23 protein-coding genes are annotated in these 20,319 nt (G+C 43.6%); 15 read left to right on the top strand and 8 right to left on the bottom strand.

The genetic code is table 11. The features are described from left to right. Positions 1-6: 6 nt before the first annotated feature. Complete coding sequence (locus ABDV94_RS17760; RefSeq protein ID WP_343748558.1) at positions 7-1,113, bottom strand: hypothetical protein; 1,107 nt, start codon at positions 1,111-1,113, stop codon at positions 7-9. Positions 1,114-1,256: 143 nt separating this feature from the next. Here ABDV94_RS17760 and ABDV94_RS17755 point away from each other — a divergent pair, with 143 nt between their 5' ends. The 6 genes from ABDV94_RS17755 (at position 1,257) to ABDV94_RS17730 (ending at position 6,532) form a co-directional block, all read left to right on the top strand. Next, a complete protein-coding gene (locus ABDV94_RS17755) occupies positions 1,257-2,126 on the top strand; it encodes a CDP-alcohol phosphatidyltransferase family protein (protein ID WP_343748557.1) in 870 nt (289 codons plus the stop codon). Next, a complete protein-coding gene (gene purS / locus ABDV94_RS17750) occupies positions 2,123-2,374 on the top strand; it encodes a phosphoribosylformylglycinamidine synthase subunit PurS (RefSeq protein WP_343748556.1) in 252 nt (83 codons plus the stop codon). The genes ABDV94_RS17755 and purS overlap by 4 nt, the downstream gene beginning before the upstream one ends. Positions 2,375-2,377: 3 nt before the next feature. Beyond that, positions 2,378-3,937 carry an aldehyde dehydrogenase (NADP(+)) gene (locus ABDV94_RS17745; RefSeq protein ID WP_343748555.1) on the top strand — a complete coding sequence of 520 codons (1,560 nt, stop codon included), beginning with the start codon at positions 2,378-2,380 and terminating at the stop codon, positions 3,935-3,937. A 131-nt stretch (positions 3,938-4,068) separates the two neighbouring features. Beyond that, entirely contained in the window at positions 4,069-5,013 is a 945-nt protein-coding gene (locus ABDV94_RS17740) for a hypothetical protein (protein WP_343748554.1), read from the top strand. A 136-nt stretch (positions 5,014-5,149) separates the two neighbouring features. Beyond that, positions 5,150-5,743, top strand: a complete 594-nt coding sequence (locus ABDV94_RS17735) for an RNA-binding protein (RefSeq protein WP_343748553.1) — start codon at positions 5,150-5,152, stop codon at positions 5,741-5,743. A gap of 12 nt (positions 5,744-5,755) precedes the next feature. After that, positions 5,756-6,532: an enoyl-CoA hydratase/isomerase family protein gene (locus tag ABDV94_RS17730; protein WP_343748552.1), complete on the top strand. Its 777-nt coding sequence runs from the start codon at positions 5,756-5,758 to the stop codon at positions 6,530-6,532. Between the two features lie 260 nt (positions 6,533-6,792). On the opposite strand, the gene ABDV94_RS17725 is transcribed toward ABDV94_RS17730, so the two are convergent. Next, on the bottom strand, positions 6,793-7,839 hold the full coding sequence (locus ABDV94_RS17725) for a DUF2891 domain-containing protein (protein ID WP_343748551.1): 1,047 nt from the start codon (positions 7,837-7,839) through the stop codon (positions 6,793-6,795). A 75-nt stretch (positions 7,840-7,914) separates the two neighbouring features. Between ABDV94_RS17725 and dinB the strand changes: the two genes are divergently transcribed. Next, entirely contained in the window at positions 7,915-8,994 is a 1,080-nt protein-coding gene (gene dinB / locus ABDV94_RS17720) for a DNA polymerase IV (protein ID WP_343748550.1), read from the top strand. 77 nt (positions 8,995-9,071) lie between these two features. Here dinB and ABDV94_RS17715 read toward each other — a convergent pair whose 3' ends face one another. From ABDV94_RS17715 to ABDV94_RS17695, 5 genes are all read right to left on the bottom strand, one after another. Next, positions 9,072-10,478, bottom strand: coding sequence for a hypothetical protein (locus tag ABDV94_RS17715; RefSeq protein WP_343748549.1), 1,407 nt, complete (start codon positions 10,476-10,478; stop codon positions 9,072-9,074). After that, positions 10,465-11,004: a sigma-70 family RNA polymerase sigma factor gene (locus ABDV94_RS17710; protein ID WP_343748548.1), complete on the bottom strand. Its 540-nt coding sequence runs from the start codon at positions 11,002-11,004 to the stop codon at positions 10,465-10,467. Before ABDV94_RS17710 ends, ABDV94_RS17715 begins: the two co-directional genes overlap by 14 nt. A gap of 84 nt (positions 11,005-11,088) precedes the next feature. Then, positions 11,089-11,532 (bottom strand): lipocalin family protein, encoded by a 444-nt coding sequence (locus tag ABDV94_RS17705; RefSeq protein WP_343748547.1) that lies wholly within the window; start codon positions 11,530-11,532, stop codon positions 11,089-11,091. 12 nt (positions 11,533-11,544) lie between these two features. Further along, positions 11,545-12,183, bottom strand: coding sequence for a T9SS type A sorting domain-containing protein (locus ABDV94_RS17700; RefSeq protein WP_343748546.1), 639 nt, complete (start codon positions 12,181-12,183; stop codon positions 11,545-11,547). 241 nt (positions 12,184-12,424) lie between these two features. After that, on the bottom strand, positions 12,425-13,114 hold the full coding sequence (locus ABDV94_RS17695) for a hypothetical protein (protein ID WP_343748545.1): 690 nt from the start codon (positions 13,112-13,114) through the stop codon (positions 12,425-12,427). Positions 13,115-13,487: 373 nt separating this feature from the next. On the opposite strand from ABDV94_RS17695, the gene rplM reads away from it, so the two are divergent. The 5 genes from rplM (at position 13,488) to ABDV94_RS17670 (ending at position 17,931) form a co-directional block, all read left to right on the top strand. Further along, positions 13,488-13,943: a 50S ribosomal protein L13 gene (gene rplM, locus ABDV94_RS17690; protein ID WP_343748544.1), complete on the top strand. Its 456-nt coding sequence runs from the start codon at positions 13,488-13,490 to the stop codon at positions 13,941-13,943. Between the two features lie 5 nt (positions 13,944-13,948). Next, a complete protein-coding gene (rpsI, locus tag ABDV94_RS17685; RefSeq protein ID WP_343748543.1) occupies positions 13,949-14,335 on the top strand; it encodes a 30S ribosomal protein S9 in 387 nt (128 codons plus the stop codon). A 129-nt stretch (positions 14,336-14,464) separates the two neighbouring features. Then, positions 14,465-15,223, top strand: a complete 759-nt coding sequence (gene rpsB, locus ABDV94_RS17680) for a 30S ribosomal protein S2 (RefSeq protein WP_343748542.1) — start codon at positions 14,465-14,467, stop codon at positions 15,221-15,223. A gap of 67 nt (positions 15,224-15,290) precedes the next feature. Further along, on the top strand, positions 15,291-16,121 hold the full coding sequence (gene tsf / locus ABDV94_RS17675; RefSeq protein WP_343748541.1) for a translation elongation factor Ts: 831 nt from the start codon (positions 15,291-15,293) through the stop codon (positions 16,119-16,121). A gap of 112 nt (positions 16,122-16,233) precedes the next feature. Continuing rightward, positions 16,234-17,931 (top strand): right-handed parallel beta-helix repeat-containing protein, encoded by a 1,698-nt coding sequence (locus ABDV94_RS17670; protein ID WP_343748540.1) that lies wholly within the window; start codon positions 16,234-16,236, stop codon positions 17,929-17,931. Between the two features lie 108 nt (positions 17,932-18,039). Here the strand turns inward: ABDV94_RS17670 and ABDV94_RS17665 are convergent, their stop codons facing one another. After that, on the bottom strand, positions 18,040-18,459 hold the full coding sequence (locus ABDV94_RS17665; protein ID WP_343748539.1) for a DUF2007 domain-containing protein: 420 nt from the start codon (positions 18,457-18,459) through the stop codon (positions 18,040-18,042). A gap of 109 nt (positions 18,460-18,568) precedes the next feature. Here ABDV94_RS17665 and pyrH point away from each other — a divergent pair, with 109 nt between their 5' ends. Genes pyrH through ABDV94_RS17650 form a run of 3 tightly spaced genes read left to right on the top strand, consistent with a single transcriptional unit; the run spans position 18,569 to position 20,226 of the window. Next, positions 18,569-19,276: a UMP kinase gene (gene pyrH / locus ABDV94_RS17660; protein WP_343748538.1), complete on the top strand. Its 708-nt coding sequence runs from the start codon at positions 18,569-18,571 to the stop codon at positions 19,274-19,276. 27 nt (positions 19,277-19,303) lie between these two features. After that, positions 19,304-19,867, top strand: a complete 564-nt coding sequence (gene frr / locus ABDV94_RS17655; RefSeq protein WP_343748537.1) for a ribosome recycling factor — start codon at positions 19,304-19,306, stop codon at positions 19,865-19,867. Further along, positions 19,867-20,226: a hypothetical protein gene (locus tag ABDV94_RS17650; RefSeq protein WP_343748536.1), complete on the top strand. Its 360-nt coding sequence runs from the start codon at positions 19,867-19,869 to the stop codon at positions 20,224-20,226. The genes frr and ABDV94_RS17650 overlap by 1 nt, the downstream gene beginning before the upstream one ends. Positions 20,227-20,319 lie beyond the last annotated feature (93 nt).

The following is a 20,319-nucleotide window of genomic DNA, read 5'->3' as shown; positions in this document are numbered from 1 at the left end:
CTCTTCTTATTCTTCATCGGCTCTCACAGCATTTTTTGGTTTGTTAAGTGCTAATCGCAGCGAAATAACGTGCGAGTACAAAGCAGTTGAAGCATCACCGATGTCTGTGAAAGCATAGTCTAAATATACAGCTTTAATATGTAATCCGATACCAATATTTGGCTGAATGGTTAACTTCTTTGAGTCATCGAAGTTTTTGATATACTGCATGTTGGATATTCCCCCACGTAAAGTTACCAATTCCTTGAATCCGAATGCAATCCCGAAGTGCGGGTCAAAACTGAAGAGATTGGTTTTGACGATGGTATTTCGTTTTCCGTCCGTGGTAATATCCAGGTCCACTTCCCCCGAAACGTAGATGCCTTTTTTTCCGATCGGCTGTTTGTAATACGTTCCCAAAATGATGCGAGGCAAAGTCAATTCCAGTCCGTTTCTCGGAATTTCGTTCCCGGTAAGCGTGAAGACTTCTTTGGTTGTTTCGTCGAGACTGAAAATCCAGGCATTAAACGTAGAGGTCAAATCGCGGATCACGGCTCCGAATTTCAGGCGGTCGCTCTTTTCATACGTTGCACCTACATCCAGTCCGAAACCCCAGGATTTGGCAAAATCACCTACTTTCCGGTGGATCAGTTTGAAGTTTCCTCCCAAAGACAATCCCGGTACTTTGGTTTTTCGTGCATAAGAAAATAGAAAGGCATAATCTGCGGCAGTGAAGGTGGTAATTTTATCGTAATCGATTTTTCCTTCGTTGTCGATTAATTGAGTCGTATTCGGGATGTCGTCTACCGCAAAGCGGATCACCGAAAGTCCGACAGCACTTTTTTCATCGATCTGGTGTGCAAGTCCCAGGTAATCGTATTTGGCAATTCCGGCAAAATATTCCGAGTGCATCAAACCGATATCCAGCCACTTATTGGTGCGGGTTAATCCTGCAGGATTCCAATAGCCGCTATTCACGCCGCTTGTTTGTGCCACCACTGCATTCGAAAGCCCCAGGGCCTCAGCCCCGATACCGATTGCTAAAAATTCGTTGGAATATTTAGGAGCAGTAGAGCCTTGTCCAAATGACAAGAAAGTGCAGCAAATGATGCAAACAATTAGGTAAAATCTCATAGTATTTAAGTTCCTCACGAATGCTATTAACTGCATCTTTTATAAAAAATTGTGCAATTGAATGTTTTATTCATAAAATCGAAATGTAAATTTACACCTTTTCAGAGTACGAGACCAACAAAATATTCATTACCCCGATGAAAATGTTCAATATACCTAATTTATTTACAGCGAGTAACCTGCTTTGTGGTGTTTTTGCAATCATACTGGCCTTTGCAGGAAGGATTGACATTGCGCCCTATTTCATCTTTTTGGCGGCTGTTTTGGACTTTTTCGATGGGTTCCTGGCACGTTTACTCAAACAGCAGGGAGAATTGGGGAAGCAGTTGGATTCCCTGGCGGACATGATCTCATTCGGTCTGGCTCCTGGAATCATGATCCTGGTCATTTTGGTCGGTCAAACTACTTTTGTAGATCCGGAAAGCTTGTTTTTTGCTCACGGCGAATACATTACAACATCTAATAAGGTGGAGGTCGAAGCGGCTGGAACATCGTTTTTTAGCCTGGAGGCATTGAATATGTCACTGCAAGCCTGGAGAACGGCATTTTTTGAGTGGAAAAACATCAATTGGCTTCCTTTCCTGGGCTTGATCATCCCGTTCTTTTCCATGTTCCGACTGGCAAAATTCAATATTGACACACGTCAGTCCGAATCGTTTATCGGTTTGCCAACGCCGGCAAATACCATTTTCTTCATGGCTTTCCCTTTACTGCTGGCGAAATACGGAGAAAAAACAGGCTGGGAGCACGATGTGATTCTATGGCTGGTTCAACCGGCAGTTTTGGTTCCGGTTGTGGTGATTATGTCACTTCTTTTAATCGCGGAATTGCCTTTGTTTGCGCTGAAATTCAAGAACTTCAACTGGAAAGGGAATGAGTTTCGATACATCTTCTTGATAAGTTGTGGAATACTTATTTCAACTTTATTGATTTGGTCCATTCCAATTATTGTACTTTTGTACCTGTTATTATCATTTATTCAACACATTCTTCGAAAAAAATCGAACGCATGAAATTCAAAGCTGAAATCGATGTGATGCCATTGGAGGCATTGTTAGACCCTCAGGGAAAAGCAGTTACTAACAGTATGCCGACAATCGGTCTGTCTGAAATTACAGGTGTACGCGTTGGAAGACACGTACGACTTTTCGTAGATGCTCCGTCTAAAGAAGCGGCAGTAGAAAAAGTAGAGTTGGCTTGTAAGAAACTCCTTGCAAACCAAATCATGGAAAGCTACACCTATACAGTAGAGGAGGCGTAAGCCATGAAACGGATCTTCGGTCAAAATCACATTGGTTATCAGGAAAGTGTTCTTGGCGATCGTGTTTTTTTGGGGATCAACCCGAAGACCAACGAGCCGTTTGAAACGGCATTTATCCAGGCAACGAAAGAAGAAGTCGATACAGCACTTGAAAAAGCAAAACAGGCTTTTGAAGTGTACCGGCTGATTCCGGTTGAAAAACGGGTTGCCTTTCTCAAAGCCATTTCCGAAAAAGCGAAGGCGAACAAAGAAGCCCTGATTCATTGGTTTTGCACCGAAAGTGCCTTGCCGGAAGATCGTGCCGAAACAGAATTGAACCGGTCTTGTTACCAGTTTGAATATTATGCGGATGCCGTTGCTACCGGATATGCACTCGAAATAAAACACGATTCGGCAAACCCGGATCGCAAACCGGCTCCGAAACCTTCGTTGATGAAAATGAACGTTCCGGTTGGGCCGGTAGTTGTTTTCGGGGCGAGTAATTTCCCGTTTGCGTATTCTGTTTTGGGAGGAGATGTGGCTTCTGCATTGGCCGCAGGCTGTCCGGTTTTGGTGAAAGCACATGCCATGCACCCGCATACGAGTTCGCTTTCAGCACAGCTCATTCTTGAAACGGCCCGTGAACACGGAATGCCGGACGGAATTTTTTCGCACCTGCTGGCAGAAGATTTCACGGTCGGACAACAATTGGTGCAGGATTTGCGTACAAAAGCCGTCGGGTTTACCGGAAGCATTGGTGGAGGAATGGCCTTGCAGAATCTGATCAACGAACGTTCCGAACCGATTTCGCTCTATGCGGAGATGGGAAGTTCAAACCCGATTGTGGTGACTAAAACCGCACTTGCAAACCGCACCAACGAAATTGCAAAGCAAATCAGTGCTTCGGTGCTGTTGAATGCAGGTCAGTTTTGCACGTCTCCCGGTTTGCTGTTCGTAGAAGAAAGTGCGGAGCTCAATCATTTAAAAGCAGCAATTTCCCGGTATTTTTCCGAAAGCGAATTGCAGTGTATGCTGCATCCCGGAATTTCCAAACGCTATTTTGAACGTGCCAAAGAGCATGAAACGTGTGTGGAAGTCATTTACAAAGGACGCTCGGAAGGAAATTTCATACAACCTACCTTATCAGAAACAGGAGGAGAGGCCTTTCTGTCGAATCCGAAAATCCAGGAAGAAGTATTCGGTTCTTACCTGACGATTATTCGGTGCAAAGATGCTTCGGAGCTTCAATCCTGCCTGCGATCGCTTCAAGGCCAGCTGACGATGAGTGTTTACGCAGAAGAGCAGGAAGACCTGCAGGATTTGCTGGCAGTCATGACCATGAAAGCCGGACGAATCATCTTTAACGGTGTTCCTACCGGGGTTGAAGTTAGTTTTGCACAACAGCACGGCGGGCCGTTTCCAAGCAGTTTGAACTCGTATTTCACCTCCGTGGGCTGGGATGCGATCAAGCGTTTTCAGAGACCCGTTACGTTTCAAAACTTCCCGGGAGCATTCGAAAATAAGCATCTGAAATTCAACGAAAACGCCCATTTTTTACATTTTCTTAACGGAAAATACGTGTAAACCTATTGATAGGTAGAATTAAAAACACGTTATTTGTCTCGATGAATTCCCTATCGTTCATTCAATTCTATTTTATATTTGTAATTAAATTTTAGATTATGTCAGAATTAGAATCAGGCTCAAAAAAGAACATGACACCAGTGTTAACAGCGATTATCGTGCTGTTGGTTGTCTTGTTAGGAACGATGACTTATTTGTGGAGTTCAAAAAACGGTGCTTTGAAAGAAGCCACTAAAAAGAATGAAGAACTTCAGGCCGACATTGCGGAAATGAACAAGATGATGGCTCCGTTCTTAGGTAGTGAAACGACAAACGATTTGATGTCGGATTTCAACAACATGATGGATACCTATGATGCGTTATTGAAAAAAGATGCATCGAAATCAGATAGTTTGAATGCTCAGAAAGATAAGATCCAGGGGCTGATGAACGAGTTGGAAACTGCGAAGAAAAATGGTCGTGTAACGGCTTCTTTGATTGCGAAGTTGAAACGTGAAAACGAAACGTTGCGCCAGATCATGATCAGCTATGTGAAGCAGATCGACCAGTTGAATACCATGAATCTGAAGCTGACTTCGGAATTGGATGAAACGTCGACACAGCTGGCAGAAACGAAAACAGAACGCGATACTTACAAAGACCAGGCAGAGCAAAGTGCAGAGCAGGTGAAAAAAGGTTCGAAACTGGCCGCTTACGGATTCAGTTCAACCGGATTGCGTATGAAGCTGAACGATACAACAGAACCTACAACCAAAGCACGTAACTGTGTTCAGGCAAGATCAAGCTTCTCAATCGGTGAAAACCAGATTGCGGCTGCAGGAGACAGAACGGTTTACCTTCAGATCATCGATCCGGACGGAAAAACCTTGCAGGGGCGTTCAGGTGGTACGGCGAGTGCTGCAGACGGAGGAAACTTCGTATACTCTGCAAAACGCGATATTCAATACAACAACAAAGCGGTTGACGTAACGATCTTCTACGATTTCAACGGAGAAGAGCCGGTTAAAGGAAACTATAAAGTGAAAATCTTCTGTGACGGACAAGCAATCGGATCAGACAGTTTCACATTGAAATAAGCAGAAAAACAAAAAGATTTACAGCTTCGGAGGGTTAATTCACTTCGAAGCTGTATTTTTAACAATAAAATAATAAACGTTGAAGCGTTTTTAGGTAAATTAGACGGGACTCAATTCCCAAATTAAAGTTAGGTAAATGACAAATATTTTTATCGCAAATCTCGATTGGGAGATTACATCAGAGGATTTGCAAGTAACGTTTTCGGCGTTTGGTGCAGTTCACCTTGCGCATGTTGTGTTCGATGCCAAAACGAAGAAATCAAAAGGTTTCGGTTACGTTGAAATGGAAAGTGCGGAAGAAGCCATTAATGCAATTCAGGCATTGAATGGTTTTGAAGTAAACGGACGCAAGCTGGATGTGAAAATTGCATCTCCAAAAGCAAACCGCCCGAAACCGGAGGATAAACCGAAAAAAACATTCGGGAATAAGCCGGGAGGTTTCGGAGGACAGAAAAAGTTTAATAACGGACCTAGATCAGGAGGACAAGGCGGCGGCGGATACCGATCCAATGACCGTAACTCGAATTTCAATCGCGAAGGAGGAAATAACAGATCCGGTGGTGGAAACCGATACGGAGATGGAAATCGTTCAGGTGGCGAAAACCGCTCTGGAGGTGATAATCGATATGGAGATGGAAATCGCTCAAGTGGTGAAAACCGTTCCGACGACAGACAAGGAGGAAATTCAGGAGAACGTCAGATGCGACCACGCAGAAAATTTGATAACTAGTTAAATTAAACCATGTCAGAAGCTATTAACCAGGGGCACGTAGAAATGCGTGTGGATGAACTCGGGATTGCTACTATCGAGTTCGGACATCCTTTAAGTAACTCATTGCCGGGAAAAATTCTTAGAAAACTGGCCGAAACCATCACCGAAGCAGGAAAAGATCCTGCAGTCAAAGTCATTGTATTGAGATCTACCGGAGACAAAGCATTTTGTGCCGGAGCAAGTTTTGACGAACTGATCTCCATCCAGGATCTGGACACCGGGAAAGTATTTTTCTCTGGTTTCGCTCAAGTGATCAATGCGTGCAGAAAATGCCCGAAACTGATCATCGGACGCGTTCAGGGAAAAGCTGTAGGTGGAGGAGTAGGAATTGCTTCCGCTGTTGACTATTGTTATGCTACGCGTTTTGCAGAAGTGAAATTGTCGGAGTTGGCAGTGGGGATCGGTCCGTTTGTGGTTGGCCCTGCGGTTCAACGTAAAATGGGACTTTCTGCAATGTCTCAGCTGGCAATCAACGCTACAGAGTGGAGAACTGCTGAATGGGCAATGCAAAATGGCTTGTATGCAGATGTGTTTGATAACGAAGAGGAAATGGACGACGAAATCAGACGTCTTGCGACCACTTTGGCGAAATCAAACCCGGAAGCAATGGCAGAACTGAAACAAATTTTCTGGGAAGGAACCGAAAATTGGGATCAGTTGTTGTCAGACAGAGCTGTAATCAGTGGAACCTTGGTACTTTCCGACTTCACGATCAACGCAATCAATTCATTCAAGAAAAAGAGCTAAACGACAGTTTAGCGAAGACTGAGCAGAACAATCACCAATTGTTCAGTGCGAGGGAAAACGACAGTTTAGCGAAGACCGGGAAGAACAATCACCAATTGTTCGATCCTGGGAAACGTTGATAAAGAAATAGATGAAGCCGTTCGGATAGAACGGCTTTTTTGATAGCTGCCTTCGGCTCCGCTCAGTCTGTTATCAAGTTAGAAGTAAATCTTGTGGGAGTTTAGGGACAAACATAGCAGTAGATTGAACGGAGTCGAAATCTACTTTTTATTCAGTAATGCCAGCAACGCAAAACTTGCCAGCCAGTGTTCACCCATGTAGTCGCCGTCTACGATATTTTTCAGGGAAGTTTCAATGTGTTTGTCGGCAATGGCATTCAGATACGAGAGTTCGGGTAAAGTCTTCGTGATTCCGTAGATACACCATGCTCTGCTGAAATTCAGTCCGTCGAGATGAACCAGGTGGCCGTCTGAACGATCCGATACTTTTCCGGGTTCAAGCATGAATTTCTTGCTGAACAATTGAGGTGCGAATCCTTTCAGCCAGCGTTTGAATTCGTCTTTCGCAAGAATGCGGCGCATGATGTCGATCTCCTCGAAACCACCGGAAAGAAAATCATAACCGCTTGGCTCCAGGTGAAGCGGATAAGCCTTATCGTTCAGGTAAAAATACTGAGCTCTTTTCTCAATGACATTTTTGAGTGAATCATTTCCGTGAGCAAGCGCGTAATCGTAAGCAAAAGTGAGTCCAAAAGCCGTGTTGATGTGATCTCCGGAACGGATGGCATAATTGAGTTTCGGAAGAAAATCGATGTATTTCTGACAAAAAAGCTCTGAAAGCGGCCGCAGGTTATCACTCAACTCTTTTGCAATCGGATGTTTCCACGTTTCCAGTTCCAATTGCAATTTGAGTAGCCAGTTCCAGCCGTAAGTGCGCTCAAAAGAACCATTGTTTTTCGTGTTGAAGTAGGCAATTTCCTGTGTGATGCAGATTTCGCTCAGGTTGGTTTTTAATACTGTCAGAATGGTGTCATTCACCAGTTCCGGGTATTCCTTCAAAAGCCGCACGATCAGCCAGTGACCGTGGACAGATGAGTGCCAGTCGAAACACCCGTAAAACGAAGGATGGAGCACCGAGGGCGATTTTAAATCCGTTTGATCGTTCAGAACCTGTCCCAATTTATTCGGATATTCCTGTTGTACGCATTTTAACGGGAGCGCAAGCAGGCGTTTTGCTTCCGGAAGCGAAATCTGTTGGGAAAAGCCGTGCGATGAGCCGAACAGTAGCAGGAAAATCAGTTTTTTCATGGGTTGCATTTTCTCAAATTTATTATTTTTCTTCGTTTCTATTCGCAGTATCTTTGCTTTCACTCTGGAGTTGCGATGGAAAATCAATTAGAAGAACGGAAGATCATTCACATTGATATGGATGCGTTTTACGCTTCCGTTGAGCAGATGGACAACCCGGGGCTGAAAGGAAAACCAATCGCGGTAGGAGGGACGAAACAGCGCGGAGTGGTTGCTGCTGCAAGTTACGAAGCGCGGAAATTCGGGGTAAAATCTGCTATGCCGAGTGCTACGGCAGCACGTTTGTGTCCTGATTTGATTTTTGTGCGTCCGCGTTTTGATCGTTACCAGGAAATTTCGCTTCAAATACGGGCTATTTTCCATGAATATACCGATTTGGTTGAACCGCTTTCCCTGGATGAAGCTTTCCTGGACGTAACTTCCAATAAAAAAGGGCTGAAATCAGCGACTTTGCTGGCTCAGGAAATCCGGCAGCGCATTCTGAAGGAAGTCGGACTCACTGCCAGTGCAGGGATTTCGATTAATAAGTTTACGGCCAAGATCGCTTCAGATGTCAACAAACCGAACGGACAATTGACGGTTCCACCTGCTGAGGTCGAAAGCTTTTTGGAAAAACTTCCCGTCGACCGTTTCTTCGGGATCGGAAAGGTAACAGCAACCAAGATGAAAGAACTGGGAGTGCGCACGGGAAAAGACCTGAAGAAAAAATCGCTTGCTTTTCTGATCCAGCATTTCGGGAAGTCGGGGAGGCAGTATTACAACATCGTGCGGGGAGTTCAGCACAGTGCCGTGAAGCCGAACCGGGAACGGAAGTCACTGGCTGTGGAGCATACCTATGGAAGTGACCTGCATTCAAAGCGGGCCGTGCTGGAAAAGCTGGAACGCATTGCTTCGGAACTGGAAACCCGGCTGGAAAAACGCCAGTTGGGAGGAAAAACGTTGACGTTGAAAATCAAGTTTTCCGATTTTACTCAAATCACCCGGTCGTATACGCGGGAACTCGAAATGCGGATTGCAGCGGATATCATGCCGGTAGTGGAGGAGCTGGTTGCCGGAAACGATTGGGAGAAACCGATCCGCCTGCTGGGTTTGTCTTTGTCGAAATTTGCAACAGATGACCCGAAGGAAGAAACGCAGTTGACAATCCAGTTTTAAGTACGGATTCCCAGGTTTGACGGGGCCTGTATGCAATATCGCGAACATGCATCCCAAACCTGAAAAAAAACGGGTTTCTACAATTCGAAAAATAACCCGATTCCCGCTCCGAACATCGGGTTTCGACGAACATTAAAATCCCATTTCAATTGTTGGCTGAGTCCCTGGTTCAATGTACCGAAACCAAATACACGGACTTTTCCGAAGTCGTAATGAAGTTCCGGTCGCAGCCACAGATTGCATCCGAACGACTGGAATTTCGGTGTGCTGAAATCTGCCTGGACTTGTTGTTTGGATATCCAGCCATAAGCTAGTTCAACTCCACCTGAAAAACGCAGGTGTAATTTGGAACTGATCGGTTTTTGCCAGGACAATCCCAAAGGAACAATGATGGAATGGATGCGGTAGACCTGCGTTCCGGTTTGATTTCGGATAAAGTAATGAACCGAATCTGTTGGCGGTGCGCTGCTCACACCGTCGATAATAATGACGCTGTCTCTTGTGTACAGAGAGGTGTACTGGGTGGTTTTCGTTGAACGGAAACCAATTCCGAGAATGAGATCCATTTGCGGATTTAACTTCCGGTTTGCTTCCAGTTTTCCATAGAACGACGAGCTATGAACAGCAGCAAATTCTTTTCGTTTACCAACAAAGTTTGTGGTATCGAAGGATTCAAAGGATCTTTTTTTCTCTGCTTCCCAGCCTCCGAGAATAGCCCATGACCATTTCGAAGCCATTTTTGGTGGTTCTGGTAGCGATTGAGGAGATGTTTCGGTTGATTGAGAAATGGTGTTTTGAGCAGAATCACTTGCGGGAAGTGAAGTACTGTCTGGTTTACTGACTTCCGCAATTTCACTTGTCGGGTTGGGACGAGTGCTTACTGAATCAGAAATGAGAGGCGTTGCGGGACTGATTCTTCCGGTAATTGTTTCGGGATTTGAACCGGGATGAGCTGGGTATAATAGGATGTTATTACGTCCGTTGGCAGCAGGCTGTTTTTCAGAGTGTATGTTTGAGTTTGCAGTATGTATATTGGTTGTCAGCCTGGATTTGTTTCGCAACAAGTTACTTTTTCCCTGACGTAATAGTACGTTGTTATGTCCGTCAATGCTAATCTCTTTTACGGTTTGATTATCCGGGCTTTCAATGCTTTTTTTGATGCTGCCATCGGATTTGTTTTCCAATACTTGTTTTTTTTCGTGACGTAAAAACGCACTATTACGCCCGCTATCAGCATGAGGTTTCGTGCTTTGAGAAATAAGCGCTTTCGACCGATCATCACCGGAAAAAGAATGGGAATAAAGCACGGCGGCTGTTGCTGCAGTAATGAAAAGAACCGGAAATAAAAGAAACAGGAATTTTCTGCGCTTCTTTTTGGAAGCAATAGCGCGGTCAATGTTTTCCTTTACGACCGGATCCGGAACGGGCTCAAACCCGTTAAATTCCGACTGGAATAAGCGGTCTATTTCGTCAAGCTCTTTCATTGTTTCTTTTTTTTTCCAGGTTATTTCTCATCCAATTTTTAGCCTTTGCCAATTGCGACTTTGAAGATCCTTCCGTAATTTCCAGGTATTCGGCAATTTCCTTGTGTGTCAGATTATCCAGCACAAAGAGGTTGAAAACGGTTCGGTAGCCGGTAGGCATTTCGTTTAACAGCCGGAGCAATGAGTTTTGATCATTCCCGGTTTCTTGTTCCGGAATCAGGGTTTCCTGAGGTCTTTCGAAAAAATCTTCGTGTTCTTGCAGGAGCATCTTTTTCTGTGCTTTCAGATAATTGATCGCCGTACGGATAGTAATGGTTTTAATCCATGGGCCAAGTGTGAGCTGAGGATTTGCCTTTTCCCTGTTTTCATACACCTTGATGAATGTTTCCTGCAGAATTTCCTGGGCATCGTCCCTGCAATTTGCGTAACGCATACAAATACCAAACATAGAAGGGGCATATTTTTCATACACCCGGTCAAAAGCTTTCTTATTTCCTTTGATAAATTCTTCTATGTGTTCTTCCATCCTGGTTTAACAGTGCTTAAAACAATGTTTTCGTCAAAAATAAAGCAACTTGAGCAAAAACGGTTGGTTCTCCCGGCATTTCACTCAGCGTTCCAGTACCATGTAGAACCCGCAGGCTCCCTCTCCGTCTGATTTGTTGTTTTCATCAATCACTAATTGATTTCCCGAAATGGTGAACTGCCCGAGTTCATTCGCTTCAATTGCCAGGTAATGCTGGTTTGAACTGGAAATCTGCTGAAAGTTGTACGTTCCCGAAGGAAGGTCATAGTAAGCCGACGAATTTCCATTGTCGTTGACTGTCAAAGTGCCGGCCTGGGTGTCAAATGTCCATTCGACATCTCCGCTATTGTGCGTTTCATTGATGCCTGCAATTCCGCCGTAGATACGAATCAGGTTCCAGGTTCCGTTGATCGAATTGGTTCCTGTAGTTACGGGTTGTGTAATGTTTGCCGGTGTTTCCTTCTTGCAGGAACTGATCATTAGAAGAACCAGCAATAAAGGGACGAGTGTGTAAATAGATTGTTTCATACTATTCAAAATTTAGTCCCGGATGATGCGTTGGGTATAGTTGTTCCCATTTTCATCAGTGAGTATGAGCAAATAAGTTCCGGATTTCAGTTCAGGAACCGGAATCGGTTGACCGGACTTAAAAACGGTTTCGTTCAAGGTCAGGATGTTTTGCCCGGAAAGGGAACAGATCACTGCTTTTTTGATCGAAACTGCCGCTTTGACACGTAATTCCTGGTTGAAAGGATTCGGGTAAACGGACAAATCGGAGGCCGAAAGGGAAGGTAAGCCCAGTGCATCGCCAACTGTGAAGTAACTGGTATCCAGATCAACGCTGTATCCCATAGGTTGCTTGATCAGGTTCACAACCAATTCGTAATCTCCCGCGTTTTGATTTCCGAGTGAAAGCGTATCGGTGTGATGGCAAATGTAGGAGAGCATTCCCGGCGCGTATTCGATGTTCAACAGAATCTGGTTGCCGTTTTGCATCACGAAGTGATTGCCTGGTTCACAGTCTCCGGATGGAAAAACCGTGTAGCAGATTACGCGTACTTCATCACCGGCAAGCGGAGTTGCGGGTAGGATTTTTACGCTATCTATTCCTGGGATCTGGCTGAATCCATTCAGTGCCAGGAGCAGGAATGCTGAGATAATAAAAGGCTTGATTTTCATAGCTTGTATATTTGTAATTTTGTGCACGATTGATTCGTGTTGTTTTCCTAAATACAAAACTGAAAACGGAAAGGTTGCCCGGGAGGATTAAAAAAATGAAAATGCAAAATTCAAAATTGAAAAGGGAGAATTGACAAGATTTACCAGAGATTCCTTTTTTTGAATTTTCTATGTTGCATTTAACGCATAGCTATGTACAAGAACTGACGTATTCTTTTCAATTTTTCCTTAAAAAACAGCGCTATTCCTGCTGCCCCGCTGAGATGTCATTACCAATCGAATGATTGTAGCCGAATGCGATGATTTGCAGGTTGTTTTGGTACCCATTGTCTGCTACTTTGACTTTAAGCCAGCAATAGTTCGGAAGCGCACTTTTTTTTATGCGCAGTCCGATATAATAGGTTCCCGTCAAATGATACTGTGTGCCATAAACAGAGCCTCCGGAACGAACAAGCCACGAAGTGTTTACCCATTTCGCATTCACATGAATGGATTCTCCGGGAGCATAAACTACTGTTCCAAGTATGGAAGCTTCTGCTACAGGTGTCATACCCGATATTTCAGAGGTGCTATCAATTCCTGCAATAAAAATTTCAAAGTTGTTGTTGGCTCCCGGAGAGCTATTGCTTACCCATTGATACCAATGTTTCGTCGTTAATTTGAAATCAGGATTCGCGTCCCCGTCGATATCCAGGAGATAGCTCGCACTGGAATCGGAAGGGTAAATGGTCGGAGCCGGATTTCCGGGGAAGTTGTGAATGCTGTCTATTGAAGTGATTTCCGGAAATGGATTAAACTCTTGAAAGTAGATGTCATCGGCAATAAAGGCAGATTTGTTCTTCTCTTTTTTACAGCCGGTTAAACCAATGAGAGAAACTGTCAGCAGAAGGAGATAGATTTTAGGCATTTCCATGTGATTTATGCTATTCATTCTTCTTTTTTAGAAGGTTGGTTTTTTGACGATCTAAGCAGTAAATTTAAGATAAAAATGACGGAACAGGAGATTCTCCAAAGAGAATTGAAAAGTGAGAATTGAAAAGGGTTGCCAGCGATTCCGTTTTTTGCATTTTGCATTTTCAATTTATCACATAGCCGGCCGGGGTAAAGGATCTGGTGCATTCTTTTCGCTTTTCCCTTCTCACTTTTCAATTCAAAAGGCCGATTTTCCTGAAAATGAATGAGAATTTGGAATCTAAATGATTAATATTCAGTTTTCTTAAAAAATCCCTTGTTAATAAAAAATAGAGTTTCTATCTTTGCACCCCCAAATTGGGGATATTGTCTTATTTAAAAAATAAAAGGTAGTGGATACTTTAAGTTACAAAACTGTTTCTGCTAACAAGGAAACCGCTGATAAAAAGTGGTTGTTAGTAGATGCTGAGGGCCAAACGGTTGGTCGTTTAGCAAGTAAGGTAGCGAAGTTGGTACGTGGAAAACACAAGCCTAACTTCACACCGCACGCTGACTGTGGAGATAACGTGATCGTTATTAATGCAGCAAAAGTGTCGTTCTCTGGTACGAAATTAGAGAACAAAGAGTACGTTCGATACACTGGATATCCAGGAGGACAACGTTCGTTGACTGCGCAGGAATTGTTAGAGCGTAGCCCTGAGCGTGTAATCGAAAAAGCAATTAAAGGGATGTTGCCAAAGAATACGTTGGGACGTCAGTTGTACAGAAATGTAAAAGTGTATGCTGGTGCAGAACACAAACACGACGCTCAAAACCCTGAAGCAATTAACTTAAACGCTATTAAATAAAGGATATGGAAGTAGTAAACGCATTAGGAAGAAGAAAAACTTCAGTTGCTCGTGTATACCTGACAAAAGGTTCGGGCAAGATGACAATTAATAAACGTGATTACAAAGAGTTCTTTCCGGTAGCTATTTTGCAAGGGAAAGTTGAGCAGCCGTTCAACTTGACTGATACTTTGGGTCAGTACGACATCAAAGTAAACGTAGCAGGAGGAGGAATTAACGGACAGGCAGAAGCAATTCGTTTGGGAATTTCCCGCGCATTGGTAGAAGTTTCTGCTGATTTCAAAACGTTGTTGAAGGCAGAAGGATTGATGACACGTGACCCACGTATGGTTGAGCGTAAGAAACCAGGTCAGCCGAAAGCACGTAAGAAATTCCAGTTCTCTAAACGTTAATTCGAATTTTATTTTCCCGTTATGGCGGGAAGGTTGTTTAGTATCCAAGCATAAAGTATTGTCAGTCTTTCGATTGATCCCTTTACAGCTGAAATTACTAAGGAACGTAAACAATTAAAACAAAAGATTATGTCTAAAGTAAATTTTGATAGTTTATTAGAAGCAGGTGTTCACTTCGGACACTTGAAAAGAAAATGGAACCCGGCAATGGCGCCGTATATCTTTGACGAGAAAAAAGGTATCCACATTATTGACCTTAATAAGACAATTGCACATCTTGATCAGGCATGTGCGGCAATGAAACAAATTGCTAAGTCGGGTAAAAAAGTACTTTTCGTTGCTACTAAAAAGCAAGCAAAAGAAATCATCACTGATAAAATTTCAGCGATTAACATGCCATTCGTAACTGAGCGTTGGTCAGGTGGTATGTTGACAAACTTCCAAACAACACGTAAGTCTATCCGTAAAATGGTGTCTATCGACAAAATGAAAACGGATGGTACATGGGAAACATTGAACAAGCGTGAGCGTTTGTTCAAGACTCGCCAGCGTGAGAAATTGGAAAAAACGTTCGGTTCTATCGCAGATATGACTCGTCAGCCTGCAGCGATCTTCATCGTTGACATCCTGAAAGAGCACATCGCATTGGCAGAAGCAAAACGTTTGGGGATCCCAACATTTGCAATGGTTGATACGAACTCTGACCCTCGTTTGGTAGATTTCCCAATCCCTGCAAACGATGATGCAACAAAATCAATTGCAATCATCCTGGATGCTATCTGTTCTTCTATCAAAGAAGGTTTGGATGACCGCAAAACAACTGCTGTGAAAGACAAAGAAGACACAACAGAAGAAGTTGCAGCGAAAGTAGAAGAAACAAAAGAATAATAAAGAAGTAACCCTGGAGTAAATCCGGGGACTCTTCTTTGCATAAACATTTAAAAGATTTATAGTCATGGCAATTACTGCGTCAGATGTAAACAAATTACGCCAGCAAACAGGTGCTGGTATGATGGACTGTAAAAACGCATTGGTAGAAGCAAACGGTGATTTCGAAGCTGCTGTTGATATCCTGCGTAAGAAAGGACAAAAAATCGCTGCTAAACGCGGTGAGAACGAAGCACGTGAAGGAGTTATCTTCGCACAGACAAACCCTGAAGGAACTGTAGGAGTCGTATTAACATTGAACTGTGAAACTGACTTCGTAGCGAAAAACGATAACTACCGCAACTTCGTTCAGTCTTTGGTTGATATCGCAATGAAAAACCTTCCTGCAACTGCAGAAGAGTTGAAAACATTGAAATACGATGACAAACTGACTGTTGATGAGAAAATCACGGAGCAAGTTGGTGTAATCGGTGAGAAACTGGATTTGTCAGGATACGCTGTATTGAAAGGTGATGCTGTGGTTGCTTATAACCACCCGGGAAACCAATTGGCTACTTTGGTTGCTTTGAACAAAGGAGGTGAAGCAGTTGCTGAAGCTGGTCGCCAGGTGGCTATGCAGGTTGCTGCAATGAACCCGATCGCTTTGGACAAAGACGGTGTTGATGCACGTACAATCGAGCGTGAAATCGAAGTTGGTAAAGAATTGGCAATCCAGGAAGGAAAACCGGCTGACATGGCTGAGAAAATCGCTCAGGGTCGTTTGGCTAAATTCTTCAAGGAAAACACGTTGTTGAGCCAGGAATTTATCCGCGATAACAAATTGACTGTTGAGCAGTTCCTGAATTCTACTGAAAACGGATTGACTGTTACTGAATTCAAACGTTTGTCTTTGAGCTAAGACTCACAGAAACGAACAAAATAGAAAATCCCGTTGCCCGAAAGAGCAACGGGATTTTTGTTTGAATCAAGTATCGGATTAAAATTGTAGCTTTAGTTTAAAATCAAAGAAGATGAAACGATTGATCGTATTAGTGCCGTTTATGATGTGTGCAGTCATGTCTTTCAGCCAAAATAATTACTATGTTTCACCAACCGGGAATAATTCGAATACCGGTTCGGTATCTTCTCCCTGGCAAACGATTCAGTACGCATTGAACCACCTGGCAGGATCGGATGTGTTAAACGTCATGCCGGGAACCTATAACGAGAAGATTACTGTTCCGATAGACAATATCACGATCAAAAATGATTCATCGACTCTGCCGGTTATTGATGCGACGGGAATCACCACTCAAAACCCGGTTGTTTACATTGGAAACAGGAGTAATGTCCTTATTGAAGGCCTGGAACTCCGGAACAACATTCAAAACGATGCCCAGGGCATTTTAATTGAAGGAAGCGGGGCAAATATCACGGTGAAAAATTGTGTGATTCACGACATCCACTTTTCGTCCAACCCAAATGCAGCTGTTTCAGAAACAACCAACGCACAGGGGATTATCGTTTTTGGAACCGGATCAACGACCCCGATGACCAATCTGAAATTGCAGAACAATACCTTATACAATTGCCGATTGGGCTACAGCGAAGGAATTGCGGTAAACGGAAACGTGGACGGATTCGAAATCTCAAACAATACGGTGTATGATTTGACGAATATCGGGATTGATGTAATTGGTCATGAAGGAACTTCACCTTCCGCCGCCAATGACCAGGCGCGTAACGGAATTGTCAGGATGAATACCGTTCACCATTGTGTATCGGCGTATGCAACTTCCGGCGGAATCTATATTGATGGAGCAAAGAGAATGGTTGTCGAAAAGAATACGTCGTATCGCAACGGGTATGGAATTGAAGTCGGATGTGAAAAAACAGGAGCAACAACCGATTCAATTATCATCCGCAATAATGTGTTTTACGACAACGAAATTAGCGGCATTGCCATGGGGGGATTTGATTATCCTTCGGGATCGGGAAAAGTGACCCGCGCACTGATTCGAAACAATACCTGTTTTTCCAATGATTACAGCAATTCCGGAGTGGGGGAGTTGTACCTCACATACAGCGAAAACAGTACGATCGAAAACAACATTTTTTACACGTCTTCACAAAATCAGCTGGCTTATGCCGAATTAACGCAGCCTGCGCTGTATTTCGATTACAATGTCGTTTATAGTGCTGGCGGAAATGCCGGAACAAGTGTTGACTGGAACGGGACATTTTATACTAGTTTTTCCGCTTTTATTTCCGGAAGTTCCACCAATTCTCATGCGGTTTTTGGTGACCCCTTGCTGGCTTCCACATCGTTGAATGCTCCGGATTTTCACATTGCAGCAAATTCTCCGGCGGTAAATGGAGGAAATCCTTCCACAACCGTTTTGAGTGACGAAACCGATTATTTCAATGAATTGAGAGTGGAGCAAAACGTCATCGATTGCGGCGCTGATGAGTATGGATCGACAACAGCTGGAATGACTGAATGGATGCAGCAGACTATGTCGGTTTATCCCAACCCGGCAACTTCAGATGTGACTGTTTTGATGGATTCTCCGATTGAACATTACGGGATTTACAGCCTGGCAGGAGAAAAAATGCTTTCGGGATCAGGAAATCAGCCGATTGATGTTTCAGGATTGGCTACCGGTTTGTACTTCATCCGGGTGTCTGACGGAACGACAGTTTCAACAGTGAAGTTTCAGAAAAGATAGGGTTTTCCCCACCCCATAAATAGACAGGTGATTAAGATATCTGTTAATTAGTTTGGAACAAGGTATTCAACTAAATAAGTGACTTCGAGTCGACCGGTAGGGACTCTTTTATTTGCGCTTCAGGTTAAACTCATGTCCGCAATTCAGGCACTTGTATACGTTCTTGCGGTAAACCGGGAAAATGAATAACAGGAAAGAAGCAATGGCTGAAATCACCGCTCCAACACTGCGCATGGATTTGTAACCCGATTCCAGGTGTGTGGATTGGCAATTCGGGCAGGAAATGACCTGTTCATCGTCCGTGGTATAGGGCGTTTGTTCCAGTTCATACAATACGTTGTTTGCATGCGGCAAATCCTCTTCGTTGATTTTCAGTTTGATTCCGCCCACGAGGTTCGAATAAAGCGGATTGACCGATACAATATGCTCATCAAACAAAAAGCAGCTGATTCCCTCACTCTCCAGTTTGATCTTCAAAATGTGAGCATCGACGGAGTTGTCAAATGTTTTGAAAGTGATAAGTCCCATGAGATAAATCTTTGAATGTCGAATTTAGGTATTATCAGTCACTATTTTGGGATAGGTTTCCAAACTTCGAAGATTTCCCACTATATTTGCGCAACTTCTTTCTGAAAATATGAAATACCGTCGCATTCTGCTCAAATTAAGTGGTGAATCTCTCATGGGAGATAAACAATTTGGAATTGATAATCAAAGGCTTAGTGAGTACGCTCAGCAAATCAAACAAATTCACGATTTGGGTGTTGAAGTGGCGATCGTTATTGGAGGTGGAAATATTTTCCGTGGTGTTCAGGCAGAAGAGGGTGGAATGGACCGCACTCATGGTGATTACATGGGAATGCTTGCTACGATGATTAACTCCATGGCGCTTCAGGCGGCTTTGGAATCGGCAGGCCTTCAAACCAGGCTGCAGTCTGCAATCGAAATGAAAGAAATCTCCGAACCGTATGTACGAAGAAGAGCTGTCAGACACCTTGAAAAAGGGCGTGTGGTCATCTTCGGTGCAGGAACCGGGAATCCATATTTTACAACAGATTCTGCGGCTTCTTTGCGTGCCATTGAAATCAATGCAGATGTGATCCTGAAAGGAACGCGTGTAGATGGAATTTACACGGCAGATCCAGAAAAAGATCCTTCGGCAACGAAATTCGACGTCATTACGTTTGAAGATGCATACAGCAGAGGATTGAAAGTAATGGATATGACAGCTTTCACCCTGTGTATGGAAAACGATTTGCCGATCATTGTATTTGATATGGATACTCCGGGAAATCTCCTGAGATTGATGGACGGTGAGCAAGTCGGAACCATTGTAAGAAATTAAATAGAGAAAGATTCAATTAGATCAATTATGACTGAAGAGTTACAGCTAATTTATGATGAGTTTAAGTCATCCAGCCAGAAATCACTCGATCACTTGGAACACGAACTGCTGAAAGTAAGAGCAGGAAAAGCAACTCCTTCCATGCTAACAGGAGTCATGGTGGATTACTACGGTTCTCCGACTCCAATCCAGCAGGTGGCGAATATCGGAACCATGGATGCCCGCACACTGACTGTTCAGGCGTGGGAAAAAAACATGCTGAATGAAATCGCGAAAGGAATTATGAACGCAAACCTGGGATTGAATCCGCAAAACAATGGAGAACAGCTGATTATTCAGATTCCGCCTTTGACGGAAGAGCGTCGTCGTGATTTGGTGAAAAAAGCAAGATCAGAAGGTGAGCACGCGAAAGTAGGTGTGAGAAATAACCGCAAAGATGCGTTGGATATGGTGAAATCACTGAAAGCTGACGGGCTTTCTGAAGATATGAGCAAAGACGCTGAAAATGAAATTCAGAACATCACCAATGGATTCATCAAAAAAGTAGATGAATTGGTGGATGCAAAAGAAAAAGATATAATGACAATCTGATGCGTTTCGTTCTGTTTGTTTCTTCGTTTTTTTTCCTTTTTTCCTGCGCAAAGCAGCGCATTGTAAACCGTTTGGACGGAAAATGGAATTATACGAAGATGCTGTTGAACAATGGTTCTTATGAATCGCATACAGAAGTTTATGCATTTACAGGGGGAGATAAAGATGCGTCTGATCTCCCTTTTGTTGTTTATGGTGCGGATACTGTTCAGGGGACGTACCGTGTTTCCAAAAAGAACATGATCCAGGTCAAAACAGCTGCGATGACCGAGTCGATCAATTGGTTGATAGAAGATATGGACAACCATTCGCTGGTGGTTCGCGTATCGGAAGGGGTAATGTTTCTGGATAAGCAGTGATGCTTTCAATCGATTGTTTTTTGGGGAGGAAACAACACCAGTTTATAATCCCGGATAGCTGCTATCGGGATGTGTGAAAATCCCGCCACCACT

The organism is Fluviicola sp. (assembly GCF_039596355.1).
GTDB lineage: Bacteria > Bacteroidota > Bacteroidia > Flavobacteriales_D > Crocinitomicaceae > Fluviicola.
This window is presented reverse-complemented; position numbering and strand designations above follow the sequence as displayed.